This is a genomic window from Marinilabilia sp., from assembly GCF_016278715.1.
In the GTDB taxonomy this organism is placed as follows: domain Bacteria; phylum Bacteroidota; class Bacteroidia; order Bacteroidales; family Marinilabiliaceae; genus Marinilabilia.
On sequence record NZ_JADQBH010000207.1, the window covers coordinates 1 to 19,913 of the forward strand.

Consider the following 19,913-nt stretch of genomic DNA (forward strand, 5'->3'; position numbering starts at 1 on the left):
GCTAAAAAATGCCGTCGCACAAAGAAATTCCTAAAAATCAGATTGTTTTTCTAAACGGAATTTCTTTGATGCGAACCTAGCTCTGAGCTGGGTAAAGTATTCATAACACACATAAATACAGGATTTCATTAAATCCGTTTCATTTTAGTCGGACAGTAGTGATTAGATATATAAAAAGAACGACTACGATTCTTATACCAATCGTTATGGCACATGATAAAAAAAATCCTGCATTCATGAGTATTCACAAACCAGAGAGTTTTTCATATATTTGTTTAAAATAGGTCGATATGGAAACTTTAAGGATAGAAATAGTAAATCCCAGAGCAAAGAGCATCATTAAAACCTTGCTGAGATGGACTTAATCAGGTTAAAGAAAGAGAGGGTGAAAAATGAGTTCACTGAATTATTAGCGAAACTCAGAAAAAAGTCCGACTAAGCCCCAGCTCCTGAAGAAATACCGAAAGAAGTTGAATCGGTCAGAAAAGGTTGATATGAACAGTAAAAAAGTAATCCTTGATACGAACCTTTGGATTAGTTTCTTAATTTCAAAAAAGCTTCAGCTTTCTGGATGATTATGTGCACTCTGGACAGATTAAGCTAATTTTTTCTGAAGAACTATTTGCCGAATTTATAACGGTTGCAGAAAGACCGAAATTCAAAAAGTTCTTCACTCCAAAAGACTTTAAAAAACTCATCAGCTTTATTGACCAATTCGGCGTTTTATATCAAGTCTTTTCTGATATAAGGGAATTCCGCGACATTAAGGATAATTTCTTATTGAGTTTTGCAATAAACAGTAGCGCCGATTTTTTAGTCACGGGTGGTAGTGACTAGCTGGATTTAAAGTATAGAGGCAACACTAAGATTTTAACAATTAAGGAATCAGAGGTCAGGCTATAAAATATTCACGCACCATAACATTTAGAGCTGAATTAATCCCCACGAGATAAAAAATCCCGTCTCTTATGAAATGGCGGGTTAAATTCAAAACGCGGTATAGCCAATGACGGGGAAAGTGGAAATTTGAAACATTCTGCCCACATAAAGGTTTGTAGAGGTGGATAATGACGAAGTCCGCAATCCACCACTGTCCATATTGCTATTCGTTATGGGTAATGCTGGAGGAAGGAAGAATATTATAAATAATAAGAGAAAATAATGGGAAGAAACAAGAAATTAAGCTTAATAGAAGTGTCATCAATGGCAATCGGCACAATGATAGGTGCCAGTATTTTTTCAATTTTCGGATTAGGTGCTAAAATTGCAGGAAATGATTTGCCCGAGGCATTTATTCTTTCGGGAATATATGCCTTAATTGTAGCTTATTCTTACGCAACATTAGGCGGAAAGATTATATCAAACGCTGGTCCAATCGCATTTATTTTGAAAGGTCTTGGAGACAATATTGTAACTGGAGCATTAAGCATTCTAATGTGGTTAACTTATGTAGTGTCAATTTCACTTTTTGTAAAAGGTTTTGCAGGCTATTTTCTACCTTTCATACATATAGAATCAACAAAATTGGCCATTGGAATAGTTGAGGTAATTGTTATTGCGTTTTTTACAGCCCTCAATTTTTTTGGGAGTAAAGCTGTAGGAAAAGCAGAATTTTATATTGTTTTAACTAAAGTATTTATCTTATTAGTATTTATAATCGGTGGATTTATAACAATTAACTGGGAAATGACTACCCCAAATTTTGATACAATTCACACAAGCGGATTACTAAATGCGTCTATAATATTTTTTCTGTCTTATGTGGGATTTGGACTTATAACAAATTCTTCTGAAAATGTAGAAAACCCAAAAAAGAACGTTCCTTTAGCAATATATATAAGCATCTTTTTTGTAATGATTTTCTATATACTAATTTCACTTGTTACAATTGGAAACCTTCCATTGCCAGATATTATTAAAGCACAAGAAAATGCCTTAGCTATTGCTGCAAAACCATTTTTAGGTAATTTTGGCTTTATTCTTATCACAATTGGAGCATTATTCTCAATTTCTTCAGCACTAAATGCAACTATATTTGGCGGTGCCAATATTTCTTATTCATTGGCTAAAGATGGTGAATTACCAGAAATCTTTGAAAGGAAAGTTTGGTTTAAATCAACCGAAGGGTTATACCTTACCGCAGGATTAGGCTTATTGTTTGCCTTGTTCTTTGATTTAGGAGCAATTGCTTCGATTACAAGTACGGTTTTTACTGTTATTTATATTTTTGTTTTAATCTCTCATCTAAAAATACGGAAAGCGTATGGAGGAAATGGCATCCTTATCATAATCAATTTAATTATTCTTCTGGTTGTTTTTGGAGCACTAATGAAATATCAGTGGGATACGCAAATCAATGCTTTCTATGCAAGTATTTTTACATTTCTTGGAGCTTTTATTATTGAATATATTTTTAGGAAATACAGAAAACGAGAACTGAAAGTCAATTAAATAAACACAAACCAACAATCGAGTAGCCTTCCGCTAGGGCATTAGCCTAACGGAGAGCCTCTCACACCACCTTACGTGCGCGAGCTATGCTCTCACCTTTCCATACATGTGCTCGTTAAGTAAAATAGTAATAACAGCTGGAACTTCTCTTACCGGAACGGTCTTAAAAGTGCCTGAGCCGTGTGCCAGGAATTGAAAATAATGAATCCCTTAAAAAATAAATCATGAATGCATAAACTGGCAAGCACGGCTCATAGGGAGTATAAGCTACCAGATGGTGGCATTATAAAGACCCCGGCAGCATTAGAAAATTATACAAAATGATATAAACGATACGAAGAATGAATGAATATCAAAGAGTTTGATATGACCCAGCAGGATAAGATTAATATTTTCGAACTTTTATTTATCTTTGATTACAATTGACACTGAAGTGCTTCAAAATCCCGCACCACAATTAACCTTCGAACAATGAGACAGCCATGAAAGGAACCTTACGTTAAATAGCAGCTCGAAATAGAATAATGAATAATATCGTTTTCATAGATACCGAAATAGACGTTAAAAGTAAGAGAGTTCTTGATGCAGGGTGCGCAACAGAAAATGGAATCACGTGGCATTCAAGTTCAGTTTCCGGGCTTCTGAATTTTATTAACCAGAAGGAATATATCTGTGGTCATAACATCATTAACCATGACTTACCATATATTGAAAGAGCCACAAATAAGGATTTGTCCGGGATTAAAGCCATTGATACATTATTTTTATCCCCCTTATTATTTCCGGTGAAGCCATATCATGCTCTTTTAAAGGATGATAAGCTACAAACGGAAGAGTTAAATAATCCTTTAAACGATGCCATAAAGGCTAAAGACTTGTTTTTTGATGAAATTTCAGCATTCCAGGAAATAAATAATGAATTAAAGCAGATTTATTGTGCTTTATTGGGTGACAAAAAGGAGTTTAGATGGTTCTTCGATTTTGTTGATTATTCATCCTCTGATATTAATATTGTCAGTCATATAAAGAAAAAGTTCTTAGGCGAAATGTGCCAAAGCGTTGATTTAGAAAACTTAATCCGGGAAACGCCGATAGAATTAGCGTATTGTTTAGCGTTAATTAACACCAATAGCAGGTACTCAATAACTCCGCCCTGGGTAATTAAGAATTATCCGGAAGTCGAAAGAGTTATGTATTTATTGAGAAACAATCCTTGTCTGCAAGGATGTTCTTATTGCAACAAGTCACTTGATGCAAACATTGGATTAAAGAAATACTTCGGATTTGACTCCTATAGAACCTATGGAGGGAAATATTTGCAAGAAGATGCGGTTAATGCTGCAATTAAGAATAAGTCTATTCTGGCAGTATTTCCTACCGGAGGCGGTAAATCAATAACGTTTCAAGTACCTGCACTGATGAGTGGTGAAAGTGTAAAGGGTTTAACAGTTGTTATTTCACCCCTCCAATCCTTGATGAAAGACCAGGTTGACAATTTGGAAAAATCAAACATTACAGAAGCAGTTACCATAAACGGACTCTTAGACCCAATTGAAAGGGCAAAATCTTTCGAGAGAGTCGAAAACGGAGCTGCATCAATTCTTTATATCTCACCGGAATCACTCAGATCAAAATCAATTGAAAGATTATTGCTCGGTCGAAATGTTGTGCGTTTCGTAATTGATGAAGCGCACTGCTTTTCATCATGGGGACAGGATTTTAGAGTTGACTACCTCTATATAGGTGTTTTTATTAAGACATTACAGGACAAGAAAAACCTTAAAAACGGAATCCCTGTATCTTGTTTCACTGCAACAGCAAAACAGAATGTAATTCAAGACATTAAGGATTATTTTCAAGAAAAACTATCGTTACAATTAGAAACCTTTAGCTCAAAAACCTCGCGTACAAACCTGAATTACAAGATAATCCCGAAAGACAACGAAGAAGATAAGTACAATACACTGCGGAATCTGATTGACGGGAAAAAGTGCCCGACTATTATCTATGTTTCAAGGACAAGAAGAGCTTACCAGATTGCAGAAAGGCTCTCAGGTGACGGATATTTGGCAAAGCCCTATCATGGAAAAATGGATAAGCAGGAAAAGTCAGAAAATCAGGATGCATTTATTCGTGGTGATATTGACATAATGGTGGCCACATCTGCTTTTGGAATGGGAGTTGATAAAAAGGATGTAGGGATGGTTATTCATTACGAAATGTCAGACTCTCTTGAAAACTATGTTCAGGAAGCAGGAAGAGCAGGAAGGGATGAGAGTATTACTGCCGATTGTTATGTCCTTTTCAATGAAGAAGATTTAAGCAAGCATTTCATTTTGCTCAACCAATCCAAATTGAATATTAAAGAGATTCAACAAATCTGGAAAGCAATAAAAGATATAACCCGGTTTCGGGCGAGTGTCTCAAATTCGGCGTTAGAAATTGCACGTAAAGCCGGCTGGGATGACAATGTGGTTGAGATAGAAACAAGGGTAACAACAGCGATTTCAGCATTGGAAGAGGCAGGATACCTAAAACGAGGGCAAAATATGCCCCGGATTTTTGCCAATAGTATTCTATCCAAAAATGCGCAAGAAGCTATTGAGAAGATAAACTTATCGGAAAATTTTACTGAAAAACAAAAACAACAAGCAGTTCGGATTATTAAGAAACTGTTCTCCAGTAAAAGTAGAAAACAGACAACCGATGAAGCAGCAGAATCAAGAATTGACTATATCTCAGACCATTTGGGAATTGTTAAAGAAGAGGTAATCAATGTTGTTAATTTATTGCGGGAGGAAAAAATATTAGCCGATACCAAAGACTTAACTGCTTTTATCAAGCAAGGTGAAAATAAAAATCGCTCATTGACCATTGTCAATTCAATTAATAAAATTGAGAAATTTCTGGTGACCCAATTTGAAGAACAGGAAAAATCATTTCATATTAAGGAGCTTAACGAACAAGCAGAAGAATATGGATGTACAGATGTTTCACCCAATAAAATAAAAACAATAATAAACTTTTGGGTCATTAAAAACTGGATAAAAAGAAAACAACACGATTTCTCAAAAAATCATTTAACGATACTATCAAACTATTCGAAAAAGGAACTAAAAGATAAACTGGAAAAACGGAATGAATTAGCCCGCTTTATTGTTGATTTTCTTTATTTTAAAAGCACACAAAATCTTTCGCCGGAGGATGCTAATAAAGAACAGGTCTTAGTCGAATTCTCGGTTCACGAGTTAAAAGAGGAATATGAAAAACAAAACGCTTTATTTAAGCTTAGCATAAAACTTACTGATGTTGAAGATGCTTTGTTCTATTTGTCAAGAATTGATGCAATCAAAATAGAAGGAGGTTTTCTGGTGGTTTATAATAAACTTACCATAGAACGACTTGAACAGGACAATAAGAAAAGGTATAAAACGGAAGACTATAAAAAGCTAAATCAGTTCTATGAGAATAAAATACAGCAGATTCATATTGTCGGTGAATATGCAAAAAAAATGATTCGCGATTACAAAGAAGCATTACAGTTTGTTGAAGATTACTTTCAACTAAATTATACTTCCTTTCTGAACAAATATTTCAAAGGCAGCAGGCAGGATGAAATAAAAAGAAATATTACGCCAGCGAAGTTCCGACAGCTATTTGGAGAACTATCTCCGGCCCAGTTAGGCATCATAAAAGACAATAGTTCACCTTACATTGCAGTGGCAGCAGGCCCCGGCAGTGGGAAAACAAGGGTTCTGGTGCATAAACTTGCATCCTTATTACTGATGGAAGATGTGAAGCACGAACAATTGCTAATGGTCACTTTTTCGAGGGCAGCAGCAACTGAATTCAAGAAACGCTTACTGGATTTAATTGGAAATGCAGCCGGTTTTATTGAGATAAAAACTTTTCATGCCTATTGTTTCGATTTGTTGGGAAAGATTGGTTCAATCGAAAAGTCACAAACCATTATTCAAACAACGGTAGAAAAAATTAGAAATAAGGATATTGAACCAAATCGTATCACAAAAACCGTTTTAGTTATCGATGAGGCTCAAGATATGGATAAGCATGAATTTGAGTTGATAAAAGCGTTAATGGAACATAATGATGAAATGAGAGTTATTGCCGTTGGAGATGATGACCAAAATATCTACGCATTCAGAGGGGCAAGCTCTCAATACTTAGAACAATTTATTACCCAGCAGAAAGCCAAAAAAGTTGAACTGATTGAAAATTATCGCAGCAAGGCCAACCTTGTGGAATTCACCAATCAATTTGTCGAAAAAATCACGCATCGTCTTAAAGAAACCCCTATAATTGCTCATACCAGCGAGACAGGATCACTAACGATAATTAAGTATTCCGGTTCCAACTTGATTGAACCTGTTGTTGAAAATATTTCGTCTTCAGGTCTTAAAGGCTCCACGTGTGTTTTGACTCATTCAAACTTTGAAGCATTGCAGATTGAAGGACTATTGTTGAATAATGGATTACCCGCAAAATTGATTCAATCCAACGATGGCTTTAATTTATATAACTTACGGGAGGTTCGATATTTTATTGAACAACTCAGTTTTACAGAAGATAATTTTGTAATTAGCGATAATCACTGGAAACAGGCAAAAAGAAATCTTTGGGATAATTTTAAAGAAAGTCCTAAAATTGATATCTGCATAAATCTGATTAAAGATTTTGAACTAAGCAATCCGAAAAAGAAATACCAATCTGATTTTGAGGTTTTTGTTAAGGAATCAAAATTGGAAGATTTTGTAAATACAACCGGAGAAACCATTTTTGTTTCGACCATCCATAAGGCCAAAGGAAAAGAATTCGACAACGTTTTTATTATGCTCAATGGATTTAATCCGGACACAGATGAGAAAAAAAGACAGCTATATGTGGCCATGACACGGGCAAAACACAACCTGACAATTCATTTAAATGGTAGTTACCTGGACGATATTTCTTGTCAAAACCTTGAACGAATAAATGACAATTTTCAATATAAACCCTCAGATTTATTGATATTGCACCTATCGCACAAAGATATTTGGTTAGACTATTTCATTCATAAACAAGGTTATCTGTTTAACCTTAAATGTGGTGATAAACTTATCGTCAGCCATGATGGTTGTTCCGATAAAAATGGAAATTGTATTTTGAAATTCTCAACCAGTTTTAAAGAGAAAATAGTGGATTATGAAAATAATGGATATAAGCTGTCAGAATCAAGAATAAACTATTTGGTGTATTGGCATAAAGAAGAATCGGAGGAAGAGATTCTAATAGTTTTACCAGAATTGAATTTAAAAAAACAAACTGCTCCAACTTTGGGCCAAAAGCAAAACGAGGTGATTTAGTTTATTAATAGTGCGTAAAAAAGCCTAAACGCAAAGACGCAATGGCGCAAAGTTTTTAATATTGGAGTGTTGACCAAAATCTATGTAGGGTGATAAATTGTGATAATCAATAGATAGTAAGATTTTAAGAACTCGGAGAAGGAAATTCCAAATTGATTCCTTTTAAGAGATGCGTAAATAGAAGTTATTCAATGCATTATGACTAAAAAAACTTATTATGGTTGATAAACAGAAAATAGAATCAATTCTGTTAAACCAGGAGTTTTCAGAATTTGAGTGGATTAATCCTGAAACGATTGTCGTAGCACATTGGGTGAGGATAAAGTGCATTTTTGGGTGCAGTGATTATGGATTAGGGACTTGTCCTCCAAATACGCCCTCTGTAGAGGATTGCAGCAGCTTTTTCAAGGAGTATAAAAATGGGGTGATTATTAGATTAAGAAAATTTGCTGATAAAGATAAATATCCTTCCGACTGGTCAAGAAACGTGACTAACAAATTATTAGAAACCGAAAGACAAATTTTTCTCCAGGGCCATCAAAAAACATTTTTATTAAACCAGACTTGTTGTGGTATATGTAAAGATTGTTCAGGAAACCGGAAGGATTGCAAAGACAAAAAGAACTCAAGACCAAGCCCGGAAGCTTTTGCAGTCGATGTTTATCAAACTGCAAGGAATGTAGGAATGGAAATTAATGTTGTTTCAGAAAATCCTTCGGAAATTAACAGGTATGCATTTATACTCATCGACTAATTTGAAAATCATGAATAATGTACCAACGCCCGAAACGCCAATTTAATGTCTGGCAGTAATCGTGACGTTGAACGCCAACACATCAAATATCCAGCTAAACTAAAACCATAAAATGACAGAATATTGGGAATCGAGCTTTCTTGGAATGCGGACATCGTGGGGATATGAACCTTCTGATTCCGCCATTTTATCGAAGAATTTTTTGCTTGAAGAAAAGGCTAAAGAAATTCTGATTCCCGGGATTGGATATGGAAGAAACGCTAAGATATTCAGCGACAATGGATTCAAAGTGACTGGAATTGAAATTTCTAAAACGGCCATTGATTTGGCCAGGAATGAGATGGGGCTTGACTTTAAAATCCACCATGGTTCAGTAACAGAGATGCCTTTTGATGAAAATATTTATGACGCGATATTTTGTTACGCCTTAATTCATCTCTTGAATTATTCCGAAAGAAAAAAGTTTATTCAGGATTGCTTTAACCAACTTAAGCCCAATGGATACATGATATTTACTGTTGTATCAAAAAAAATGTCGCTGTATGGGAATGGAAAACGACTGAGCAAGGATCGATTTGAAATAGCGAAAGGACTGAGTGTGTTTTTTTACGATACAGAATCAGCGAAACAAGAATTTGAGAAATATGGATTGTTGGAAATTTCAGAAATTGATGAACCAATAAAGCATATAGACAATGAACCTCCCATAAAGTGTTTATTGATAAAATGTAAACGAATTGACCAAAATGAAGGGTATTTAACAAATACAACAGGACTCTGAATTCCCTTATTGCATAGAACGTTGGAGGTTGAAGCCATAATCATTTTGAAATGGCAAATGAAAATATTTTCCCGTAACTTGGTTATATGTTTCAGAATATCCGACCTGACCTTTTGGTATTGAATGGATGGGACTCGAAAAGCCAGTCCGTAAAACAAATTGATACAAGTAACACCTTATGTTATATTTGAAGTTAATGATTGAGATTCCAGGCTAAAGTTTAATCCATAAAACTTTAAAACATGAAAATTACAATCTCCACATTAATGGTATTTTTGGGCCCAGTATTGTTTGCCCAAAACAGTAAGCTGGAAATGGTTTACAATCAAATCACCCCTCTCCCTGACAAATTGCTTTGTGAAAATACTGATAATTACGCAGAAACAATTGCTCTGATTGAATCATTGTCTGACCAACTGGAGAAAATAAAACTTAACCTTAATCAGGAGCTAACAACAAACGGCGATGAAACTTACAAATCAATATCAGCCGGGTTTCCAACAGATGAAGAATTGAAAAAAGTTGAAAAGCTTTCAGAAGCAGAGCAGCAAGCCTATTGGGAAAAAATTGAAGCCAACCAGAGCCAATTAGATAACGCTATTGCTGACAATTCCCTTAAATTCCAGGCAGAGAAAGAAAGACTTAATAAGCAAGTTGCAGATTACCAAAATGAACTACTTGCAATAGTAGAAGAACTCTCGGAGATACATTATGAAGCCACAAAAATAAAATCTGATAAAAGACAAAAAATCTATAATACCTTTATAGAAAATAATACTTTAACTGAGGCCGGAAAGCAGCAGATTGACAAAATTAGCGCTGAGTTTTGTTCCGTCGTTTCACCAGCCCTTCTCAAAAAACTCAGGCTCGAATATGACCACCTGAAAAATAATATGGCATTGTATCGAAGATTGACTGTTATTGAACTGATGGAATTTAGCACCCTCACCGAGGAGGTGGTGAGTGCACAAAATGCTGCGCTACTTGACTTAAACGATCTTGAAATGTTAGCTCAGTTTCTTACCAACTACAGAAATTTATTTAATTTTTTACCTGGTGAATTTGATAACCAAACCTATGAGATATTTTGATGCGAATATGCTTTCAATAATTCCGCTCATTATTGTGCGCGAAAGTTAATACGCAAAGTTTTTGATTGCTTCGTTTTACCTGCAATGTCCTATCCTATGTGATAAGGAGGGGCGAAGGGGTTTTCAAACATCCTGTGACAAAAACTCTGAGCTTTGCGCATTAAATCCAGTGGAGCCTCCAGCTACCACTCCATTAGGCCACTCAAAAAACCAGCCAGCTCTCCGGCAATTTCCTGATGCTGTACCAGGTCAGGATGCCCTCCACAGCCGTTGTTAAAGCTGCGCGAAAAGAAAAAGGTGTGAACATTTTCATCCCCCTCTTTGTGAAGCGTCTCCGTTACAGAAGCCAGGTAATTTTTCAAAGTTAACGTTAGTGTTTCGTCTCCCATCGGACTGGTCAACAAAATAATTTTCGCATCCTTGTACTTGCCTCTCAGCGTATGAACAAAATCAACATAACGCGTACAAAACTCTGTAGAATCCTGAATTCCATCATTTTGCCCGAGGGCAACAGTCACCACATCGGGTTGATATTCAGAGAAATCCCATTCGAATTTATTATCCCGCATGTTCAGTTTGTCATACACATCGGGCATTACAATGTCCATATCACAGCAACTGTGCATCAGTCCAATGCCCGAAACAGACGATAGCATCCATTGGGCATCCAACATCCGTGCAGTCACCGGGCCATAACTCATAAATGCATTGTGCTGATCGTACCATTGGGCAGAATCGCAGGGAATTTCAGACAAATCGCTTCCGGTTCCGCAAGTGATGGAGTTCCCATAAAACTCAATTTTCCTTTCCGGCTTTGGTGTAGGCTCAAGAAGATTTTCACAGTGCAACCCGACAAATTCCAGATAACCAATCCCCGATTCGGTACTTTTACTGATGGTCAGGTTATGAGAACCCTCTCCCACTCCATCAGCAACCTTCAGCACATTATGTGCCCCTGACAGTTTGATGCGTTGCACCGGTAGTTCATCCACCTGAACGGAAATATAGTTGTGGTTACTGCCATACAGCACCTCATCATTCACCTCAATCACACAGGAATCACCTTCAAATGTGGCCTGAATATAGACTCCCGGAGCCCAAAACCTGGGCAGTTCCGGATTGGAGAAATCAATTCGGCCGGTGTATTGAAAATTCGGATGATCTGCAGAAAAGAATTTTACTTCGGGTCTCGAACAACTCCCTAAAAGGAAGAAAGCAAAAACCACTACAAAAGAAAACAACCAGGAAGGAGAACAAAGCTTTTTCATACTCAGAAAATCAGGATTCAAACAGAAACTCAGTTTTTACAATTAACCATCAAAATAAGCAAATTTTCCAAAAGCAGAGGCTCAACAAATCAGTCATTCTTTGATATTTTCTTACCTTACCAAAATCAATCCCGGATTGTGGCCGGTAATGCATCGACCACCATCAGATGTCACCACAAAAGTATTTTCAATGCCTACCATTCCAATTCCTTTAATGCCTTTTTTGGGTTCCACTGCGAACACCATATTCTCCTCAAGCGGTTCTTTAAAACCAGCTGCCAATACAGGCAACTCATCCACCGTAAGTCCAATTCCATGACCAAGAAATTTAACAGATCGATTGCCAAAACCCATAAAATTCTCTTTGAACCCCGGGGTTAGGCTGTTCATGATTGTTTCGTAAATGGCTTCAGGAGTATTGCCCGGTAGCAACATTTCAGCAACTCTGTTTTGGATACTCACACATTGGTGGTGAGCATTGATCGCATCCTCATTCAGCCGCTGCCCAAACATATAAGTCATGGTTTTATCCGAATGATATCCGTTTACCCCGAGTCCCATGTCCACAAACACCAAATCGCCCTTTTTTAGTTTTCTATGACGACTTCCAAGTCCGGGCACTGCAGCGCTGAGCCCTCGATTTCCTCCGGGGCCGTCAAAATTGGTCGGATACAAAGAACTCTCACCAAACCCAAGTTGTGCCACCACAATTTCCGTATCAAACATGGCAAAACGAGCAGTTCCCTGATGCCCTTCGCGCACCATCAGATGATACAATTCCCCGGCCAAATCGGCTTCCGTCATCCCCTCGCGAAGAATTTCAGGAACTAAATCCTCCAGTACCCTAGCGTGAATAGCACCTGCTTTCTCCATAAAACTAAGTTCCAGCGGACTTTTCACCGCACGCGTCATAGATATCTGGAAATCGAGTGATTTGAAAGTCTCGAAAGCAAAATGTTTCTGAATTCTTTTAAACATTGCCAAAGGAACAAACTCTGCTTCGAGAAAAACTTCACCCGGCAATTGAGGATACCCGGCTGCTGCATCACGATAGCTCCCCATCGGCCTGATATCAGGGAACTCAGACTCACCGGAAGTTCGTTCAAAACTTCTTCGCACCCACAAAGTGGCCCTACCGTCCCTGGATATTATCAGCATTCCGTCGGGCATGGAACCGGTAAAATACAAAAGGTTTATTTTGCTGAAAATAAAGGCCATTTCCCATTCAGGATTTTGAGAATTCATGATTTCACGAAAACGCAAAAGACGTCGGTTTAGCTCTGAAGCAGGGATGATTGATTCCATATAATATACTCTTTTTTGATTCGGCCCTCCACTAAATTAGAATTATGCAACGTAGCACAGGCAATTCCCATTTCAAGAAATTCAAATTTAACACAATAGTCCGAAAAAAAGCCTAAACCCAAAGGTCTCATCACGCAAAAGACACTTTATCAAACAACTCTGACTCACCTATAAAAACTTCAACAATTTAACCATCAGTAATTTATAACAAAACTAACTTCATGTACCTGGTAAAACAATCACTTCTGACAGAGTGCAATATAAGATTTGGAGAGGTTTATTTTCAAAGACAAAAATAATTTGTAAATTATTTGGGTTAACATGAAAAACTGTTGGTTATGAAAAAGAAGATTGGAAATTCCACGCTTGAAATCATACAAGGCAATATTGCATCTCAACCCGATATGCAGGCTATTGTCAATGCAGCAAATGCACAGTTACGAACCGGAGGAGGTGTTGCAGGCGCTATTCATCGTGCAGCAGGACCAGAACTGGAAAAAGAGTGTATCCCATTAGGGCCAATTAGACCGGGAGAGGCAGTGATTTCAGGAGGACATAACCTGCCTAACAAGTATGTGATTCACTGCCTGGGCCCCGTTTACGGCAAAGACAAGCCTGAGGATAAACTGCTGGCTGAATGCTATCGAAATGCCCTGCTTATTGCTGATGAAAAGAAAATTGAATCCATTGCTTTCCCCGCTATCTCCACCGGAATTTTTGGTTATCCCGCAACAGCTGCAGCACAAGTAGCCATGGATGCCATTGTAGAAACGGTTCCGAAACTTGAGAATGTTAAAACCATTAGAATAGTCCTTTTCGGACAGGAAGATTTTGAGATCTGGAAAAAAACAGTAAGCTGATATTTGGTTCCTGATGCAAACAAAAGGGGCTCCCAAGTTCCGGAAGCCCCCTGTATAAATAATTTGCCAACAATAAACCTTTTATCGCTTCAAAACTTTTATAATTTCTTGTTCACCCCCATTGTTTAACTGAAGAAAATATATTCCAGATTGTATTTCGCCAAAATAAAGTCGCTTTTCACCCCTGAAACTTCCACTGAAGACGACATTTCCCTCAAGGGAAAACACTGAATAAAAAGTTTGACGGCCACCAAATTCTTTGGTTTCATCAATATACAATTCATCAACCACCGGGTTGGGCCAAACACTGAAAGTCCCGGCTTCATCCATTGAGTTTTCAAAAATCGGTGTAGAATCATCTACTTCCACAAACTTTACTTTATCCAGATAAAGGCAAGTGGCATCATTCCCCACATAAAATTTCAGTTTAGCTGTATTATCGTTAGCATCAGCGGTAAAACTATAATTAAAATCGTCAGCAGTAACGGTAAGCTCTGCAGAAGCCTCAAAATAGTTGGTATAATCTCCCCCATCCATCTGAACAGCCACACCCAGCGGTCTTACATCGTCGGCTTTGGCAGAAAAAGTGATTTCATACTCTTTCCCGGCTTCAATGGGCGTTTCGTAGCGCACCTGTACATGCCAGCTTTCCGTTCCGGGAGTCTCCGGACAGATTTTCAGAGCATTATCTCCTGACAGACCGGCAGTACCAACAACTTCCATCGTTCCATTTGCCCCACTGTTATTCTGAATGGTCCATCCTGTCATTCCCAGATCAAACTCCCCGTTAAAAACACTGTTCCCATCACTCACCACTTCCTCGCCAGCATAAGGATAACCAACATTGGGACGGGCTTCCATATACTCCTCCAGCCAAACCATTGCATCCTTTTTGGTTCCATCAGAATTTAGCAAGCCGGTACCCGTTTTCCAGGTACTTCCCTCCACATAGCCCCACAGGGTAATGCCGGCCACATCGGGATGCTCCCAATAAACCGGAAAAAGTTGCTGATAACTGCGCAACTGCGATGCTTCGGTACTTTGTTTCCCTGCCAAATCGAGCTCTGTCACAAAAACCGGAACACCCCCCGAAGCCATCAGACTGATTCTTTCTTCAAGCAACCCCGGATCGTCAACCAGCGGATCCACATTAAAAGTATGTGCCTGGGTACCAAATCCATCAATCAACCCCCGGTCGCGTAAAACACTCACCAGGCCGAGCATTTCATGAATGCCATCTGGGTTATTCTCCAGCTCAAAATCGTTCAAAACAAGTTTGGAGTTGGGAAAATATTCCCGGGCCTTTTCGAAAAGCCAGACAGCCCAGTCATAACCTGTTTCTCCGGGCCCTCCCAGACCTTCGCGGAAATAGGGAGTTCCGGCTGCATGCTCTTCTCCATTCCAGGTATTTAAATACATATTCTCATTCAGCACATCAATCTGGTCGATGTAGGTATAGCGCTCAGCAATTGCTGCCATATACTCTTCCACTTCCCCACGGAATTCCGTAACATCTGAACTTAAAGATTCTATCCATGAAGGGTATTGACTTCCCCAGGCAATAGCATGATAACGATACATCAGGTGATTGGCCTCGGCAAAATCATAAACGCCATCAGAACCCGACCAATCCATATTATCCCGGGTCCGTTCAATACTGCCCCACTTGGATTGATTCTCTGCAGTTACACCATTCCACAACTGCAGGTAGTCACTACGGGCACTACCATAACCCATTATATTTCCCAGGTATTTACCTTTTCCTGCACTCAACCCGCGGCTCACCACAGCATTGGCACCCACAGTAACCATTACCCCCGCTGAAGTAAACGAAACACCCTGATCGTTGATTGCACGGGCCGTGATGCGGTAAGAACCTTCAGAAACATTCTCCCATAAAAAAGAATAGGTGTTTGAGACTCTCTCCGAAGTTTCATAAACCAATTGGTTATCAACAAAAAACTCAACTTTGGTGATGGCACGGGCCACTTCTGAGCCGCCGGTACCTGTTGCATAAACACGTACAACCACATCACTGCCGGCTTGATGGTAAGCATTGTTGTGCGGATAGGTAATAACGCACGAGGGAGGTGTTGAAACCTGTCCGTGAGATACCGGAACACCCAGAATAAAAAACATCAATAATGCAAAACCCACTGTAAAAACACCCTTCATATTGTTACTATTTTAATTATCTATCCACAAAAATTCATTTATTTCATTAATCATAAACCGGATTATCGGGTCATAAACAGACTGTTTTTGGGGTTCCAAAACCGGAATACCTTCCTGAAAAAGGCATAAAAAGAAATTCCGGTTAAAAAACAATCCAACAAGCAACCAGAACAGAACAACACACAAAAATAACTTTTTTTTAAGAAGTATGATAATGGTAGGGCAGTTATGACATAAATCTTTTATGAACACTCTGCATTTTTAGATATACGAGAAATCAGAAAAAACTAAATACAAAAGAAACCCCGGTAAAACAATTCGCTTTACCGGGGTAATATAAGATCAGTACAACATAATCTATTCTTTTAGCAACTCCTGCACGGCGTTGGCCAGATAAATATACGAACCCCCAACGGTAATCACATATTCATTTTCGCCCCAGAGGAACGGCCAATCTTCCTTATTCTCGGGAAAATCGGGGTCCAGCATCAGAATGCCCGGGACAATTCCTCCGGGAATGTAAGAGAAATCGGCCCGATTCATGCCGTATGCAACTTTCTTGGTATGAAGCCCTACTCCTGACACAAAGGAAATGTCGGAATCGGGATGACAACCAAGAATGTAGTTTAATGCTTTGAAAACATTCTCCTTATCCATTACATCCGGGAAAACCTTGTAAAGCATATAATTGGTTATTCCGTATGATATTACGGTGCCATTTCCTGCCCAACCGCCCTCGGTAATAGGTACTCCGAATGGATTTTGTTTCTGAAGAACGTCAAGTTCTTCAACATAAGTCTCAGCACGTTTTTTCACTTTCGCAACAAAAGCATCATCCATATAATCCAGGGCAGGTAACAAGGAGGAAGCCAGGAAAACAAATCCTTGGCTCACCTCTGGCCACATCTCTTCTATCCTTTGCGAATATTTATCGCTGCCTGTGGCAATCAAAAGTTGAGTAGCTGCACGTAGTTCCTCCAGAATAAGCGGACCTCCGGTTGTATTCCCCACATAAAAAATATCCGGTTCCTTTCCCTGTTCATGGTTCCATACACCAATGGCCGTTTCCAGACACTCCTGGGCAAAATCGGAGTCATAATCTTTCAGTGCCCTTGATGAAGCAGCCAATGCAGCGGCGGAACCATAATTGAGCGGAGTGGATTTACTGGTAAACGCCCATCGGTCGTCAAATGTTCCGCTATAAGGATAATCCATCTCCAGACTATCCAGTGCAGGGTTGAAAATGAGGTTATCTGTCATCGTCAAACCGTCACCAAGGTGTGTATATTGCGATAAATCGGAGACAATGATTCCGGGAATGGCATGACCAACAGCTCTGTGTTGCGCCAACAAACCGATTGCTCCATGTTCAATTTGCTGAAGGATGTCATTTTTCCCATCAGGATGATGCAAATCTACATATCGGTTTTCCTGTTCCACCAGTGTCTCGTCCCGGGTTACATTAAAATCGGCCCAGGCATTCACCAGGTTCAATATGGTGTAGTATTGCGACTGCGTACGAATGTCATAGTCACCCGCATCGTACCATCCACCTACATTCAGTCCGGGAATATGCTCACCAGGTTGATATTGGGTATCGGTAGTGGGGCCCTGGGCATATAAATCGAAGTGCTCATGATTGACAGGAGCCTGAAGGGCATCATCGAGATGGGAGGCCCCATGCCAAACACGGTAGGCTTCATTGACCAAAACATGATCCATCTGAACCGGGATATAGATATCCAAAGTCGGATGCCAGATGTTCTCATAAACCTTCTCCCCAATTCGCAAAGGACGGCTTTCGACATCTCCATATTGAACCATATAAAGTCCCGACTCGGTGATATCTGAAAAATCAAAGATCCCGTACTGATAGCGCTGGTAAAAACCCCATTGCTCCACATTACCGGTATAAACCTTCACCTTTTTTCCTGTTTCATTAATTCTAAAAAGAGAAGCCTCCGAAAGGTAATCTGCGTTTTTGTCCAGCTCAATTACAGCTCTTTTTGCCTGAGCCGGATGATATCCAACCTGAGAAAAACTAATGACCGGATCCCGCAACCATCCGTCCACACTGGAAACACTCAATTTCCACTCGATAACACGACCCGTCTCTCCCGCAGGAATCAGACTTCTAAGTACCAACCAGCCATTTTGAGCCTTGTTGCGTCCGTCAAAGAACATCAGTTCATTCTCCGACTCAATCCCAATTCTCCGGGTATCATCTTCCGGAGCCAACACCATCTTGTGTCCGGTAGCCAGCGGCATAGGTTCCGTTTTTCCGGCCTCATTCATTTTAGTTGGTCCTGATGGGTAATGCGGTACCAGACCAGGTTCACTATCCATCAGATAAGTCTTTCCAAAGTAAGCCGAGGGAAGGAATTCGATGTTAAACCCAACCTTGCCGTCAAGACTTTCCGGAAGCGGCTTTTCCAAATGAACACTTATGATGATGTCATCGCCCGAGGGTTCTGTCTGAATCATATATTCAAAATCGGGATATTCGAGCCATGCTTTCACCACATTATTCTCTCTGTCCACCTCTTTGCGGTTAAATTTAGGAATGGGGTCCCATTGCTCGGGAGTGGAATTCAGCCGAACATCTCCGTTGGTTACAGTTCGTTTTCCATGATGAATAATCTCAATACCACTCATTTTCGAGTCGCTGAAATTTTCATTGTACCAATTGGTAAACATCAAAACATTAACTCCGGGCATTTCGTAATACGCGGAATCATTTAATTCTATGCCGTTCTGTTCTGCATTTACAGGTAAAAAAGAAGCTCCCAAAAACGTGAGCATCAATGCCCCTTTCTGAAATAGGGCCCATCGGTTTTTCGTTGGTGTGGTCAAACTTGTCATAATTCTTTTGTTTTTCGTAAAACCAAATATAAGCAATTATTTTTAACAAAAAGAAACGGCAGGCAATGAAGGATTTCTCATTCAAAATCATCGCTTCATTATCGCGCCTTCCTCTTTCAATTCTTCCGAAGTTACTGAAATTAGCGCATGCAATCACACCAGAAACATTTTAACCATGGGAAGCCTTTCCCAGGTATTAACGGGCATGTTTTATCGCCAACCGGCCTTATTGAATTGCCATGATGGAGAATAAAAAAACACAGTCAAAAACTCTAAGGAGCACAGACTGTGTTTTCTCATTTATATCAATAATGTCAACAACAAAAAAACGTCAGCACAGAAAAGATACTACCTTGATGAAAATCAATCAAAGAATTCTTCTACATCTCTTTTAAGATTTTTAAAGCCATCCTCAATATTCTGTCGGGCTTTGTTCCACTCCTCCTCTGTTTTATCATCCAACTCTTTCAATTCCTTTTCCAAATTATCAGCCTCCTGCTCCAGTTTATGGAGCTTATTCTTCAGAGAGCCATCATCCTCAGTTCCTGAAATTTTCTGTTTAATAGTTTCCACTTTTCTGTCAATATCATCCAGAACCTCATCGGCGGTGGACTTAAAATCGGCTTTCTCTGTTTCAAATAAATCCGATATAGCCGTTCCCACATCGTTCAATTCCTCTTTCAAGCCTTCATAGTTCTCTTCAACGGCGTCGGAAACCTTCTTTTCATCCTGTTTTTTCTGAGCTGAATTACAAGAAATGAAACCAAAACTTAATATTGCAACCACGGCAAACAATAACAATTCTCTGTTCATAATGATTAGTTTTAAAGATAAATATTAACTGACTATTAAAAAATGAACAAATTTTTTAATACAGGGACCCATATTTGTGATGAGCCAAGAAAATATAAATGTCTATACCGGCTGTAACAAAAACCTTATTAAATTTGGGCTGTTAACATCCTGAAAACAAAAGAGGTCATGAAGCATTTTGTACTATCCA

General features: G+C 38.9%; 12 protein-coding genes. 7 read left to right on the forward strand and 5 right to left on the reverse strand.

Annotation, left to right across the window (positions count from 1 at the left end):
* The first annotated feature begins 579 nt into the window (after positions 1-579).
* From QZZ43_RS19625 to QZZ43_RS12850, 6 genes are all read left to right on the forward strand, one after another.
* A complete protein-coding gene (locus QZZ43_RS19625) occupies positions 580-837 on the forward strand; it encodes a putative toxin-antitoxin system toxin component, PIN family (protein ID WP_367221560.1) in 258 nt (85 codons plus the stop codon).
* A 324-nt stretch (positions 838-1,161) separates the two neighbouring features.
* On the forward strand, positions 1,162-2,451 hold the full coding sequence (locus tag QZZ43_RS12830) for an APC family permease (RefSeq protein WP_291859979.1): 1,290 nt from the start codon (positions 1,162-1,164) through the stop codon (positions 2,449-2,451).
* Positions 2,452-2,975: 524 nt separating this feature from the next.
* Positions 2,976-7,814 (forward strand): RecQ family ATP-dependent DNA helicase, encoded by a 4,839-nt coding sequence (locus QZZ43_RS12835; RefSeq protein WP_291859982.1) that lies wholly within the window; start codon positions 2,976-2,978, stop codon positions 7,812-7,814.
* A 217-nt stretch (positions 7,815-8,031) separates the two neighbouring features.
* Positions 8,032-8,568 (forward strand): DUF2284 domain-containing protein, encoded by a 537-nt coding sequence (locus tag QZZ43_RS12840; protein ID WP_291859984.1) that lies wholly within the window; start codon positions 8,032-8,034, stop codon positions 8,566-8,568.
* A 112-nt stretch (positions 8,569-8,680) separates the two neighbouring features.
* Entirely contained in the window at positions 8,681-9,349 is a 669-nt protein-coding gene (locus tag QZZ43_RS12845) for a bifunctional 2-polyprenyl-6-hydroxyphenol methylase/3-demethylubiquinol 3-O-methyltransferase UbiG (protein WP_291859989.1), read from the forward strand.
* 314 nt (positions 9,350-9,663) lie between these two features.
* The gene (locus QZZ43_RS12850; protein ID WP_291859992.1) at positions 9,664-10,440 is read left to right on the forward strand and encodes a hypothetical protein; all 777 of its coding nucleotides are present in this window, start codon (positions 9,664-9,666) and stop codon (positions 10,438-10,440) included.
* A 182-nt stretch (positions 10,441-10,622) separates the two neighbouring features.
* On the opposite strand, the gene QZZ43_RS12855 is transcribed toward QZZ43_RS12850, so the two are convergent.
* Both QZZ43_RS12855 and QZZ43_RS12860 read right to left on the reverse strand, forming a co-directional pair.
* Complete coding sequence (locus tag QZZ43_RS12855; RefSeq protein ID WP_291859995.1) at positions 10,623-11,708, reverse strand: SGNH/GDSL hydrolase family protein; 1,086 nt, start codon at positions 11,706-11,708, stop codon at positions 10,623-10,625.
* A gap of 111 nt (positions 11,709-11,819) precedes the next feature.
* Positions 11,820-13,013 (reverse strand): Xaa-Pro peptidase family protein, encoded by a 1,194-nt coding sequence (locus tag QZZ43_RS12860; RefSeq protein ID WP_291859998.1) that lies wholly within the window; start codon positions 13,011-13,013, stop codon positions 11,820-11,822.
* Positions 13,014-13,351: 338 nt separating this feature from the next.
* Between QZZ43_RS12860 and QZZ43_RS12865 the strand changes: the two genes are divergently transcribed.
* On the forward strand, positions 13,352-13,873 hold the full coding sequence (locus tag QZZ43_RS12865) for a macro domain-containing protein (protein WP_291860001.1): 522 nt from the start codon (positions 13,352-13,354) through the stop codon (positions 13,871-13,873).
* An 81-nt stretch (positions 13,874-13,954) separates the two neighbouring features.
* On the opposite strand, the gene QZZ43_RS12870 is transcribed toward QZZ43_RS12865, so the two are convergent.
* The 3 genes from QZZ43_RS12870 to QZZ43_RS12880 form a co-directional block, all read right to left on the reverse strand.
* A complete protein-coding gene (locus QZZ43_RS12870; protein ID WP_291860003.1) occupies positions 13,955-16,048 on the reverse strand; it encodes an endo-1,4-beta-xylanase in 2,094 nt (697 codons plus the stop codon).
* 357 nt (positions 16,049-16,405) lie between these two features.
* Entirely contained in the window at positions 16,406-18,910 is a 2,505-nt protein-coding gene (locus QZZ43_RS12875; RefSeq protein WP_291860006.1) for a glycoside hydrolase family 9 protein, read from the reverse strand.
* Between the two features lie 363 nt (positions 18,911-19,273).
* Positions 19,274-19,723, reverse strand: a complete 450-nt coding sequence (locus QZZ43_RS12880; protein WP_291860008.1) for a hypothetical protein — start codon at positions 19,721-19,723, stop codon at positions 19,274-19,276.
* Positions 19,724-19,913 lie beyond the last annotated feature (190 nt).